Annotated in this window: 13 protein-coding genes; 3 read left to right on the top strand and 10 right to left on the bottom strand. The window is 39.8% G+C overall.

The window, feature by feature from the left end; translation table 11 throughout:
• The first annotated feature begins 24 nt into the window (after positions 1-24).
• A complete protein-coding gene (locus PL9214_RS26065; protein WP_072722193.1) occupies positions 25-402 on the top strand; it encodes a response regulator in 378 nt (125 codons plus the stop codon).
• Between the two features lie 296 nt (positions 403-698).
• On the top strand, positions 699-1,757 hold the full coding sequence (locus PL9214_RS26060) for an adenylate/guanylate cyclase domain-containing protein (protein WP_072722192.1): 1,059 nt from the start codon (positions 699-701) through the stop codon (positions 1,755-1,757).
• Between the two features lie 24 nt (positions 1,758-1,781).
• On the opposite strand, the gene PL9214_RS26055 is transcribed toward PL9214_RS26060, so the two are convergent.
• The 3 genes from PL9214_RS26055 to PL9214_RS26045 form a co-directional block, all read right to left on the bottom strand.
• Complete coding sequence (locus PL9214_RS26055; RefSeq protein WP_072722191.1) at positions 1,782-3,566, bottom strand: ATP-binding protein; 1,785 nt, start codon at positions 3,564-3,566, stop codon at positions 1,782-1,784.
• Between the two features lie 154 nt (positions 3,567-3,720).
• Positions 3,721-3,948 carry a type II toxin-antitoxin system CcdA family antitoxin gene (locus tag PL9214_RS26050; protein ID WP_072722190.1) on the bottom strand — a complete coding sequence of 76 codons (228 nt, stop codon included), beginning with the start codon at positions 3,946-3,948 and terminating at the stop codon, positions 3,721-3,723.
• A gap of 227 nt (positions 3,949-4,175) precedes the next feature.
• A complete protein-coding gene (locus tag PL9214_RS26045) occupies positions 4,176-5,990 on the bottom strand; it encodes a transglycosylase domain-containing protein (protein ID WP_186440473.1) in 1,815 nt (604 codons plus the stop codon).
• A gap of 384 nt (positions 5,991-6,374) precedes the next feature.
• Here PL9214_RS26045 and tyrS point away from each other — a divergent pair, with 384 nt between their 5' ends.
• Positions 6,375-7,625, top strand: coding sequence for a tyrosine--tRNA ligase (tyrS, locus tag PL9214_RS26040; protein WP_072722188.1), 1,251 nt, complete (start codon positions 6,375-6,377; stop codon positions 7,623-7,625).
• A gap of 199 nt (positions 7,626-7,824) precedes the next feature.
• Here the strand turns inward: tyrS and PL9214_RS26035 are convergent, their stop codons facing one another.
• From PL9214_RS26035 to PL9214_RS26005, 7 genes are all read right to left on the bottom strand, one after another.
• Positions 7,825-8,397, bottom strand: a complete 573-nt coding sequence (locus PL9214_RS26035) for a Uma2 family endonuclease (RefSeq protein ID WP_245824371.1) — start codon at positions 8,395-8,397, stop codon at positions 7,825-7,827.
• Between the two features lie 67 nt (positions 8,398-8,464).
• Positions 8,465-8,674, bottom strand: a complete 210-nt coding sequence (locus PL9214_RS26030; RefSeq protein WP_072722187.1) for a type II toxin-antitoxin system HicB family antitoxin — start codon at positions 8,672-8,674, stop codon at positions 8,465-8,467.
• Positions 8,675-8,694: 20 nt separating this feature from the next.
• Positions 8,695-8,883, bottom strand: a complete 189-nt coding sequence (locus PL9214_RS26025; RefSeq protein ID WP_072722186.1) for a type II toxin-antitoxin system HicA family toxin — start codon at positions 8,881-8,883, stop codon at positions 8,695-8,697.
• Positions 8,884-8,885: 2 nt separating this feature from the next.
• A complete protein-coding gene (locus PL9214_RS26020; protein ID WP_072722185.1) occupies positions 8,886-9,131 on the bottom strand; it encodes a UPF0175 family protein in 246 nt (81 codons plus the stop codon).
• Between the two features lie 232 nt (positions 9,132-9,363).
• Positions 9,364-10,803 (bottom strand): serine/threonine-protein kinase, encoded by a 1,440-nt coding sequence (locus PL9214_RS26015; RefSeq protein WP_222425284.1) that lies wholly within the window; start codon positions 10,801-10,803, stop codon positions 9,364-9,366.
• 261 nt (positions 10,804-11,064) lie between these two features.
• A complete protein-coding gene (locus PL9214_RS26010; RefSeq protein ID WP_072722184.1) occupies positions 11,065-12,237 on the bottom strand; it encodes a GNAT family N-acetyltransferase in 1,173 nt (390 codons plus the stop codon).
• Between the two features lie 27 nt (positions 12,238-12,264).
• Positions 12,265-12,975 carry a RibD family protein gene (locus tag PL9214_RS26005; RefSeq protein ID WP_072722183.1) on the bottom strand — a complete coding sequence of 237 codons (711 nt, stop codon included), beginning with the start codon at positions 12,973-12,975 and terminating at the stop codon, positions 12,265-12,267.
• Positions 12,976-13,057: the final 82 nt, after the last annotated feature.

The following is a 13,057-nucleotide window of genomic DNA, read 5'->3' as shown; positions in this document are numbered from 1 at the left end:
AACTATCAACGTTGAGATTGGATCATGGTAAAGATTTTGTTAGTTGAAGATAATGAAATGAATCGGGATATGCTACAACGGCGACTATCCCGAAAAGGATATGAGGTATCTATTGCCGTAGATGGGGCAAAGGGTGTGGAATTAGCTCATTCCCTGATGCCCGATTTAATCCTGATGGATATGAGTTTACCGGTGATGGATGGTTGGGAAGCCACTCGACAAATTAAAGCCGATGCCAAAACTGGGGGAATTCCTGTAATTGCACTCACGGCCCATGCTATGGCAGGCGATCGCGAAAAATGTTTAAAAGCTGGATGTGATGATTATGATACTAAACCAGTGGAATTTCCCCGTCTGTTGGAAAAAATAGAACTCTGCTTAAACAAAGCTCCTGCACCCTGAGCTTAAATTTCATCGGGTTAACGCTCGGATTTTATCCCGTCCTGTGCTGTTTATCCCCATCTAGCTAGTCAATTAGTGAGTGTGTTATTATTTGTGCGCGATATGAACCGATTTGATCACGGGCTCAGATCTAGCCCTGATGGGGGATCATACCCAAGGAACACCCCCACGTCTACTGTCATCTACGTTGTCGGATACAACCGTTAATTATCTCTGTTGATAATATGAAAACCCTAGTTGGAGGCGTGGCACTCGTTGTTACTATCCCAAAACGAGCGTAGGAGCCACGAATAGAGATGGACGCTGAACCGGATCGTGTACTAATTGTTGATGATAATGAAGTGAACCGTGATCTGCTGGCCAAACGACTCCAGCGTCAAGGTTATGGGGTGACAGTGGCTTCTAATGGTTTTGAAGCGTTGGAACTGATGGGTTCAATGTCCCTGGATTTGGTGTTGTTGGATATTATGATGCCTCAGATGAATGGCTATCAGGTGTTAGAAACCTTGAAAGCTGATCCGGCTTTGCGTCATATTCCGGTGGTGATGATTTCGGCGGTTAATGATATTGATAGTATTGTGCGTTGTATTGAATTAGGGGCAGAAGATTATTTATCAAAACCTTTTAATCCGGTTTTATTAAAAGCTCGAATTAATGCTTGTTTAGAAAAGAAACGATTAAGGGATCAAGAACAAGCCTATTTAAAAAAATTAGCGGAAGAACAGGAAAAATCGGAACGATTATTATTAAATATTTTGCCCGAAGCGATCGCTCAACGATTAAAACGGGGTGAAAGCACAATTGCGGATAGTTTCGCAGATGTGACGGTTTTATTTGCAGATATTGTTAATTTTACAAAATTATCGGCTAATTTATCCCCGGCTCAATTAGTCGAAATTCTGAATGAAATTTTTTCCGCGTTTGATGAATTAGCAGAAAAATATGAATTAGAGAAAATTAAAACTATTGGGGATGCTTATATGGTGGTTGGGGGATTACCCACGCCACGGGATGATCATGCTGAAGCGATCGCTAATATGGCTTTAGATATGCAAAATATTATCGGTCAATTTCATCTGCAAGGAAATGAACCTGTACAAATGCGAACCGGAATTAATACAGGCGCAGTGGAAGCGGGAGTCATTGGCACAAAAAAGTTTACTTATGATTTATGGGGAGATACTGTTAATACAGCAAATCGTATGGAATCCCATGGAATCGCAGGAAAAATTCAAGTTACCGTCGCTACCTATGAACGTTTAAAAGATAAATATATATTTGAAGAACGAGGGTTAATTGATATTAAAGGAAAAGGCGAAATGTTGACGTATTTCCTCACCGCCCGAAAATATTAAATCAGTCAACACCTCAATTTTCAATTAATGACTCATATTCCGAGGTTCCTGATAGAGGGGAACAGTAAAGGTTACAGTTGATCCTAACCCTTCACCCAGACTATAAAACTTAACCGTTCCTCCCATAGTTTGGATTAATTTCTGTGAAATCACTAACCCTAAACCCGTTCCTCCATATTGGCGGGTATAGCCTCCATCGACTTGAGAAAAAGCTTTAAATAATCGATCTTGTTTTTCGATGGGAACCCCAATTCCCGTATCCGCCACCCGAAATTCTACAACTCCTGGAAACTCTCGATTTTGAAACACAACGGTTTGTTTAAGAATTCCCAAACTAATATTAATTCCCCCCTCATGGGTAAATTTAATTGCATTTCCGACTAAATTTAACATCACTTGTAATAACCGTTGATAATTTCCATAGATAATAACTTCATCTTCATAAGCCGCTTTTTGGACGGTAAAGGTTAATCCTTTTTCTTGCACTTGCGCCCGTGTAAAATGTTCAATTTCTTCTAAAAGTTCATTGACTTTAATTAAAGCCAAGTCAATATCCATTCTCCCCGCTTCAATTTTAGCAATATCTAAAACATCATTAATTAAATTTAATAAATGTAAAGCGGCTCGGTGAGCTTCTTGAATAAATTCTTCTTCTTCTTTGGGATCATCAACCATCCCATCTAAAACCAACTTTAAAAACCCAATAATTCCATTTAGAGGCGTGCGTAATTCATGGGAGGTATTCGCTAAAAATTCACTTTTTAATCGGGAAAGAGCGACTGCTTCCATCCGAGCTTCTTCTAGCTCTTGATAGAGAGTGGCGTGAGCAATTGCGGTTCCTACATGAGTCGCTAATTCTCTGATAAATTCCACTTCCGCCGATGTCCATTGTCGAAAGCGATCGCACTGTTGTAAACTAATAATTCCATTCGGTTGATCTTGATAAGAAGTCGCCACCACTAAAATCGAATGCCTTTGATAAGGATCATGGTCAGGAGAGGTACGTTCGACCACAACAGGTTCTAAGGTCGCTAAAGCTTGTGTCCACCCTAATTCCTTGGCAATTTCCAGATCTAAACCCAACATCATCGGAAATTCTTCGAGGCGATATTCAGCCACCACTTGAGTTTCTTGCAAGTTCCAATGATCTTCTTTTCCGCCTCGATAGGGACATAAAATACAACGACTGACCCCTAAAACTTGCCCTAAACTATTAACGGTTTGTTGCCAAATTTGTTTTAAATCTAAGGTGCGACGAATTTTTTGAGCAATTTGACTTAATAAGGTTTGATAAATATGAGAACTAGGAGAAACCGTCCGACACATCGTTCCTGCAATTTGAATCAACATTTTTTGAGAAATATCCAAATTTGACGGTAAGGAACGATAAGCAACAATCTCCGCCATATTCACATCAATATTCTCTTCAGGTTGTTCCAGAAGACATCCCATCACTAAGACCCGATTAGGTATCCCATTCGACACTAAAATGGGACTCATAATTAATTCTAAGGGAATATATTGTTCTTCGTAGGAAAAAGAATAAACAAATCGTTCTGGAATTAAACTACTTAAAACGCGGCGAATTCGATCTTCATAGGGAGCAATTACAACAGGTTTAAACAACTCCCCCATGGATGAACCGATAATTTGATCCGTCGCTAACGGATAGCGATCCTGTCGTTGCCAATAAAACGATAAATACTGACCCTCGGCATCTTGAATAAAAACCAGATCAGTACCCAACTCTTGCCAAATCGGGTCAGCCGAAGTTGAACTTGCAAACTGAGAGTTCCTGTCTAAGTCCATTGGCATCCGCGACTACTGTGTTAACTGAACCATCCAACATCGAAGCGTTTAGCCGCGCCTCCTACTCAACTATATACAGCGATTGCCCTAAATCTCCTATTGAGAATTTAAGACACCCCAATCAACAAAATCCTGATTGATCAGGGATTTTATTTTAATCGTTCCATTCCCCTCGCGGTGGAATCGGGGGATTTCGCTGGAGTGTCAAGGCAAGTTCATCCTCTGGACGCTCTCCTCTAAGCCATTGACGCAGGGCTGTTTCAATCACCTTACTCGGATCATTGGTCAGATGTTTAATTTGATTGAGTAACTCCGAGTCAATGTGGATTGAAACTTCCACTTTCTGAGTGGTATTGGGCGAAGAAAATGTATTCTTTTCCATAACAAATTAGATCCTAACGCATAAAAACTTTTAATCTTTGGGAATAGCTAATGAGCGTTATTTCCCACAGACCCATCACTCCAATTGCCTAGGGAAAACGTTTTAGCTTATTCCCACAGAAACAGATACCCACTTCTTAAGCAGGGGGTGTTGCTTTTATTGTACTCTTCTCACGGGAAAAATTGTTTCCCTCTCTGGGTTTACTAGAAGCTGAACTGGATTCTGAATTAAGGTTTGCTATAAGCGGAAGCCGGTTTAAAAGAAGTGGCTGGTTTCCCATCTAATGCTTGTAACATAAAGTCACGCCAAATCGGAGCCACAATAGTTCCTCCCGTTGCCCCATAGGTTAGGGGAGTATAGTCATCATTACCCACCCAAACAGCCGTTGCTAAATCGGGAGTATACCCAACAAACCAAATATCCCGTTCAGAAGAGGTTGTTCCAGTTTTTCCCGCCGCCGGACGTCCGATTTGGGCACGAGTCGCTGTCCCGCTATTAATCACCCCTTGTAACACGCTATTGAGAGACGCCACAGCCCATTGATCCAAGACTAATCGGGGTTTTGGGGTATTATCCAATAAAATATTGCCTTGACTATCGGTAACTTGGACAATAAACGTCGGGTCAGAGTGCCAGCCATCATTGGCAAAGGTGGCATAAGCTCCAGCCATTTCCATCGGCGTTAAATCCACCGACCCCAACGGTAGAGAAACAACAGGTTCAATCGGGCTCTTAATTCCCAGGACTCGACACACTTCAATCACTTGATTGAGTCCCACCTCTTGACCCAGTTTTACCGCCGGAACATTCAAGGAGTGTTCTAAGGCTGTACGAATACTCACCGCCCCAGAGAAACCTCCACCGTAGTTTTGGGGGGAATAATAGCCATAGCCATCGGGATAACTTACGGGCGTATCATAAACCGTTGAATCCGGCCCGTATTTGCCACTAGCAAAAGCCGCATAATAAACAAAGGGTTTAAAGGCAGATCCTGGTTGACGTAGGGCTTGAATGGCTCGATTATACTGACTGGTTTTATAATCGGCTCCCCCGACCATCGCCTTAACAAAATGGGTACGAGGGTCAATAGAAACCAGGGCAATTTGGCCATTTTGTAAACTGTTATAAACCCCTTGATAGTATAAATTTTCATGCCATTCACTGATGGTTTTTTCCGCCATCCGTTGGAAATTCATATCAATGGTGGTTTGAATTCGCATTCCCCCTTTAAGAACCGCCTCCCGACCAAAGCGTTCAGAAAGTTCCTCAACCACAGCTTCCGTCACATAGGGAAGACGGCTACTGCTAAAGGAGGTAATTTTGCCGACGAGTAAGGTTTGTTTCTTGGCTTGGGCTTCTTCTTGGGGGGTAATCCACTGAAGTTCCCGCATCCGCTTCAAAACGGTTAACTGCCTTTGTTTGGCTTTTTTGTAATCCACAAACGGACTATAATCTTCCGGGGCAGGAATTAAACCCGCCATCATCGCTGCTTCCGCTAAGGTTAAATCCGCCGCTGATTTATTAAAATAACTCTGGGCTGCGGTTTCCGCCCCATAAAGGTTATGACCCCAATAAACTTGATTGAGATAGAGTTCTAAAATCTCATCCTTGGATAAAATTTGTTCTAAACGAATCGCCATCACCGATTCTGCGGCTTTACGGCTAATGGTACGATTCGGGGATAAAAATAGGTTTTTCACCAACTGCATGGTCAGGGTCGAACCCCCTTCCACCGTGGAACCCGTTTCTAAGTTAGCCAGAAACGCCCGGACAATCCCCGTCGGGTTAATTCCCTTGTGATAGTAAAAATTGCTGTCTTCAATCGCTATAACAGCCCGTTTCAGATGGGGAGAAATCTGATTGAGAGAGACGACTTCCCGGTTAGCTTCATCGTGAAGACTGGCCAGAGGAACCCCTTTAATATCATAGATGTGGGTGGTTTCTGTAGGAACATAGTTCTGCAATACCCGCACATCCGGCAAATTGCGGAAACTGACTGCCAAGCCGACCAGCCCACCGGCGACGACAGAACTGGTTAACATCGTAACGCCGAGTAAGGTTCCGGCAGTTACTTTGCTAACAGACTGAACAAAGTCAAACAACGTTGATGAGTTGTTGACCTGAACCTCCTGTGGGATTGTGTTAGTTGACGACACGTTTAATTTACTCCCTCAATGAAAACAGGGCTACATAACATTTATGGCTTGCAGATAGAAATATTAACTTTTTTTGAGCTTCCAGTGATAGCATATAACATTGGCATTGTGCAGTTAAACCCTAGAAACAGATTTCTTTAGGCTTGGGTTGAACAGATCTCCTCCTAGTTGGGCGGGAAATGATAGAATCCCGAAGGTACGGATCAAATTTTTATTCCGGGATCAAGGTTAACGGATTTTACCCTAAATTGGCAAAAGAATTTTAAGATCATGGCTGTGAGTCAACCTTCTGTAGAATTGGAATCGGCGGTATCTCTACAAGATTTTCCCCCCCTTCGCCGAGGGATTACTGAGATTTTTCCTGAAATTATAAGCTCTGAGAACCCCGATGAGAATTTGGGTCAACGATTATTGACAACAAATCGACCTCTACGGGTTAAATTTGGCATTGATCCCACTGCATCGGATATTCATTTAGGACATAGTATCCCCATTCGCAAGTTACGCGCTTTTCAAGATGCGGGTCATATCGCTGTGTTAATTATTGGGGATTTTACGGCTAGAATTGGTGACCCGACGGGGAAATCCGAAGTCCGTCGTCAATTAACCCCGGAAGATGTGCAGAAAAATGCTCAAACCTATTTAGAACAACTGCGTCCGATTTTGGATTTTGACACCCCTGGACGGTTGGAAATTCGCTATAATTCGGAATGGTTATCGCAATTAGATTTAGCTAAAATTCTGGAATTGTTAGGAACAATGACCGTCGGGCAAATGTTAGCCAAAGAAGGTTTTGCGCTGCGGTTTGAAAAGGAAAGTCCAATTTATTTACATGAATTTCTCTATCCGTTAATGCAAGGTTATGATTCCGTTGCGGTGGAAGCGGATATTGAAATCGGGGGTACGGATCAAAAGTTTAATTTAGCAGTGGGACGGGATTTACAACGGCATTTTGGACAAAAACCTCAATTTGGTTTATTAATGCCAATTTTAATTGGGACGGATGGCGTTCAAAAAATGTCAAAATCCCTGGGAAATTATGTGGCGTTATCGGAAGATCCGTTAACGATGTATTCTAAATTAGAGAAGGTTCAAGATAATTTATTAAACCAATATTTTGAACTATTAACGAATCTTCCCCTTGATCAATTACCCGAAAATCCTAGGGATAAGCAAAAGTTATTAGGATTAGAAATAGCGTCTCAATTCCATGGGAAAGAAGCGGCGTTAGAAGCTCAAAAAGCGTCTTTAACCTTAGTTCAAGGGGATGCAAAAACAGCAGAAGCGGTTCCTGAGTTTTCCTTAGCTGAGATTCAATTTCCTGCAAAGTTATTTTATATTCTCAGTGCGAGTAAGTTATGTAAAAGCAGCAGTGAAGCGCGGCGAGAAATTCAAGGGGGCTCTGTTAAGTTAGATGGCGATCGCATTTCTGAAGTTGATTTAACGTTTAATACTATTGATGAATTAAAGGGTAAAGTTCTCCAAGTTGGCAAAAAGAAATTTATCCGTTTAATTGATTAATTCCTCGTTCCAATGCTCTGCATTGGAATGCCAATTTGAGGCTCTGCCTCTAATCTTAATTATAACAGGAGATCTAATCTTAATTATAACAGGAGATCTAATCTTAATTATAACAGGAGATCTAATCTTAATTATAACAGGAGGCAGAGCCTCCTTTTTTCATTTCTAGGTGGAACCTAGAAACGAGGGGGGAACCGGTCTAAAAAGGATTTAAAATTTGTTCAACGGTTAATTTTAATTCAGGAAAAGTTATAGAATTTATAGGATATTTTTGGCTCATTTCTATAACTTCATATAAACCAGAAACTAAGGTTAAAATTGATATTTTTAATTCTTGGGGGTCAATAATCCAATATTCAGGAATGCCTAATGCTGCATATTCTGAACGTTTATAACGATAATCATCATCGGGGTTATTGGGACTAACAATTTCAACCACTAATAAAGGCGGGTCTTCGAGAATAGCTGAGGGTAATGTCCTCAAAAGTTGACGTTGAGTTTCCGTCATGATTAATAAATCAGGAATACGAGATTTTGTGATTCCGGTTCTCACTCCTACAGTTCCAGGTCGCACAACCCAATCTAATTGTAATCGTTGAATTTCTGCTTTTAAGATATCATAGATTAAACGTAAAATTTCAGCGTGTAAACCACTACCAAGGGGAATCTGAATTAATTCTCCATTAAAAAGTTCATATTTAAGATCGGTATCATCTTTATAATTGAGATAGTCTTCAAAGCTATAGGTTTTAGTAACGGTTTGCACCATCATGAGTTGATAACCTCCAATGGGTGTGTGATTTTATTCTAGCAAAAATTACCGAACCTCAATTTTGGGATTAAACTTCAACATATTCGGATATCGCTACAGGTTCAGGAATTGGTAAACCTTCAATTTCTAACCCTTCCAGATGAAAAATAATCGCTTCTCTGATTTGTGTTTCGGTTTCTTCTAGGGTGTAACCCGTCGCAATACACCCCGGTAAATCGGGAACATAAGCGCAATAGTTTCCTTCTGCTTTTTCAATGACAATGGCGTAACGTTTCATGGGTCAATTTTTCCTAAGATTTAAAGATTAATTTGAGCTTGTTTAATAATACTATTTAATGTTCCTGGTGCTAAATCATCTGATGGTTTACCAGGAACAGTAACAAGACCAGACTTTAAAGTGTGCTTAAATTGCCGATGACTTCCTTGAGTCCTTGCTAAATACCAACCATCTTGTTCTAATCGTTTAATGATATCTTTTACTTTCATCCTCAATTATATAAATCAGTTTCTAATTCTTCTAAATCATAACTGCGTTCAATGTTTTCTTGACTTAGTAACTCATGAAATTCCCATTTACTTACTTCGGCTAATTGTCGTGCTTTACCGAAAGATAAAATTCCTCTCTGATAAAGTCTGATCGCTAGTTCTCTTTTAACTCTTGAAAGTCTTTCCGATGGTGGCAAATGTAAAGTTTCTGCTAAATCTTCAGGAATTTCTAAGATCAGTTTGCTCATAGTTTTTTTAATGTGATTGAATTAATCAACTTGTTTATTGAGATTAATTATTTTCTTATCCCCACCAGCACCTCCAAGAAACCCGGTTTCTGCCTTAACCTTTGCTACTAACAAAAAGCTCAATTAAGAAACTGGGTTTCTGACCCTATCGGAAACCTGCAACCCGCTTGACTTCAAGGAAAATGTTGATGTCATAAATTTACGAAAATCTGTAAGCCTTATATGTTACAGTCTACAAGTCTCGATGCGAGAGAAGAGAAACACCCACCCCACCCCACCCACCACCTAAACCCCCAAACCCGAAACCCAAAACCGGGAGATAGCCAATTTCTGCTGTCTGATTGAATTTTAGATCTTTGTAGTACAACCAGCTACCTCCTACACGCCAACCCACCTGATCACCAAACGCTTCCCAGACTTTACTATCATAACTCCGGGTTCCTTCCAGACTTTTATAGATGCGCTTCTGTACCGAAAAGCCGAAGCATCCATTGCTATATTTGACCCAAAGTTGGTCAATCGTTCGTAAATCCTCACAGGGAAAATTATCAATATCTTCAACCCTTAAATATCCCTCCTTTGTTCTTCCGGCGACTTCTAACATTTTTTTAGCCGTTTCTTGGTCTGCTTCTTTCCACTTTCTGGCTTTCAAAAGTTGTTCTAATTGATGATAATTAACTCCTCTAGCTGGCTTTAATTCTATATGGGTTTGGGGTGTTGGTGGCGGTGTTGGTTGGGATGTTGGTGGCGGTGTTGGTTGGGGTGTTGGTTGGGGTGTCGGTGGTGATATCGGTTTTTGGGTTAATTGTAATGCTTCTAAGACTTCTTGAGCCGTTTGAAAACGTTTTCTAGTTCCCGGTTGTAAGAGTTTATCTAAGACTTGACCCAAAGTATTATTAACTTTAACTGTTAAATAATCTCGCCACACCCAATCCCCTTCACCACTATCAAATAAATCAAACGGTTCAATATTCGTTAATAAATGAATACAAGTTACCCCTAAACTATATAAATCACTCGCAAAAGTTGGTTTTCCAATCGCTTGTTCGGGTGCAGTATATTGGGCAGAACCAATAACTGTTCCTGTGACTGCTAACGCCGTTATAGTAGCTGCTTTAGCTGCTCCAAAATCTACTAAAACTAATTTATTATCGCTCTTTCTTCTAATAATATTTTCCGGTTTAATATCTCGATGAATTACTTGTTGTTGATGAATAAACGCTAAAACAGGCAATAAATCTCCTAAAAAATTAATAATTTTAACTTCGGGAAATGCCCCAATTTCTGTTAATTCTTGAGCTAAATTTTGTCCCTCAATATATTCTTGGACTAAATATTGACGATGATCTTGGATTAAATAGGCGAATAATTCAGGAATTTGTTGATGTTTGCCTAACTGTTCTAATTGTATCGCTTCTTGTTTAAACAGTTCCTCGGCTTTTTGTTGATTATTTGTGCCTTGAGCTTGCGGTAAAAATTGTTTAATTACACAATAGGGTTGAGACGGTTTATGCTCATCAACTGCTAGAAATGTTCGACCAAATCCTCCTTGACCTAATATTTTTAAAGCTCGATATCGATCTGTTAACAGTAATTTCGAGCCACATTTTTGACAAAAAATTGTTGTTTGAGAGTTGAGTTGGAGGCAATCTGGGTTAAGGCATTGACTCATGGTTAAGGACTGGGGTGAGGATGGCACGATGCAATAAATTCAATATTATCATAAAATAGAGGAATTCTAAATAGCGATCGCTTTTTCTCACTCGTAGTGAGTCCTTCAGGACTCAATATAAATTATTGAATAATTTGTTAATAATATAGGATTACGAGAGACGAGACATAGCACGTCTCTACAGTATTAACTTGCCATTTGCTGCGTTTTTAAATTCAAAAGATGTAAAGCTTTTTAAATTTAATTCAACGCACCAAATTTCTACTGACTAAACGGTAAATCCTGATTAATATAATCAATCTCCTGTTGTTCCATATCGTTAATTCTGCCAATATAAGATTGCAAAATTTTAGACAACCGTTGATCATAAAATCGATGTAAACTATAATTCGGTGTAGCTGGAAAACCTCGACGTTTTTTATGACGACCTCCAGCACCCGGATCAAAAATTGAAATTCCGTTATTAATTGCCCATTCTATGGGAGAATAATAACAAGCATCAAAATGTAAACAATCAATATCTTGAACACTTCCCCAATAACGACCATATAAGCGATCACTTTTCGTTAAACAAAAGGACATTCCCACAGGTTGATGTTGATTCGTGTCATCAAACGCTGCAACAAATACCACTCGATGGCGATAATTATGATGTAATTCTTCAAAAAATTTGCGAGTTAAATATTTACTTCCCCACCAACCGAATTTATCACAGGTACTGGCATAAAAGTGATACATTTGAGAGAAATAAGCTTTAGGAATTTCATCCCCTGTCAGGGTTTGGAGTTGTAATCCGGCTTGATTAACTGCTTTACGTTCCCGTTTAATATTGCGACGCTGATTGGCATTAAAACCTTTTAAATAATCATCAAAGGTTTGATATTCTTGGTTCTGCCAAATATAACTATGGTGCAACCAAGAAGCAAAACCTAACTTTTCTAACATCGGTTTCCACTCTGGATCAACATAGAGAAAATTACAGCCAGAAATTTTATTTCCAATGCAAAATTGATCAATAGAATGCACCATTAACTCTGTAATTTCTTCTTCATTTTCTCCCGGTGCAATCAGAAATCGATAGCCTTCTGCCGGAGTAAAAGGCGACATTCCTAATAGTTTGGGATAATATTCAATTCCTAATTGATGGGCAACATCCGCCCATTGATTATCAAACACAAATTCCCCTCGACTATGCCCTTTAACATATAAAGGTGCAATTCCAACTAATTGTTGATCTCGCCATACTGTTAAATGATGGGGTAGCCAACCTGTGCGTCCAGTGGCGCTTCCTGATGATTCAATATTATGCAACCAATCCCACTCAAAAAAGGGCGTGATTAAGGATTGGGCAAGGGCATCCCAAGCCGTTTGAGGGACTTCGGCAACCGTATTAATCCAACGGGTAGAATAAGAGGATGTTAAGGGTTTTACCATGTTGTCTCAAGAATGATTAGGGACGCATTATTCCTGTAAGGTAGTGTAACTCACTTGATAATGTAAAAACACTTCCTGACCAAGGGTTTTAACCTCTAATAATTGCAAACGGGGAGCAACAGAGGATAAAAATCCATCTCCATCGGCGGGAGTGGGTGAATTTTTCCCCGCTAAAATTAACGGACAAATCGTTAACCAGAATTCATCAATTAAATTCTGTTTTAATAAAGTAAAAATAAGTTGACCTCCGCCTAATATTCCTAATCGTTTTAATCCTAATTTTTGGAATTGTTCAAACGCTATTATCCAGTCAATTTCATTAAAATTATTGTCAGCAATGATAATTTTGTCAAACCCTGCTGTTGTCTGCCATAATTCTTGACCTCTTGTTGTTGTTAATAACCAATGAGGAACAGGTTGTTGAAAAAAACGAAAATTGGGATTAATCTCTCCTGAACCAGACACCACAATTTGAATCGGTTGAGAAGGTTTTCCTTGTTGTTTTCGGGTTTCTAATAATTCAGGATCGGTAATTCTGATTGTAGTTTGATAAGCATTTAAAGTTCCAGCACCGAATAAAACCCCATCCATTTGTGCAACTTGTTGTTCTAAATGTCGTTTATCTTGTTCAGAACCAAATCGAGCAGGCGATCGCCCTTCATCTGAAATTTTACCATCAGCACTCATCGCTAAAATAACGGTTGTATGGGGTCGGTTGATCAGGGGTTGAAAATTCATAGACTATCTCAATGCAGAAACTGAGTTTTTTACAGTTGTATAATCTATTCTTGGGAGGATGACAAAACAGATTAACTCTGCT

Origin of the sequence: Planktothrix tepida PCC 9214, assembly GCF_900009145.1 — a bacterium.
Lineage (GTDB): Bacteria > Cyanobacteriota > Cyanobacteriia > Cyanobacteriales > Microcoleaceae > Planktothrix > Planktothrix tepida.
The sequence above is the reverse complement of the archived record's forward strand: the minus strand, read 5'-3'. Positions and strand labels throughout refer to the sequence as shown.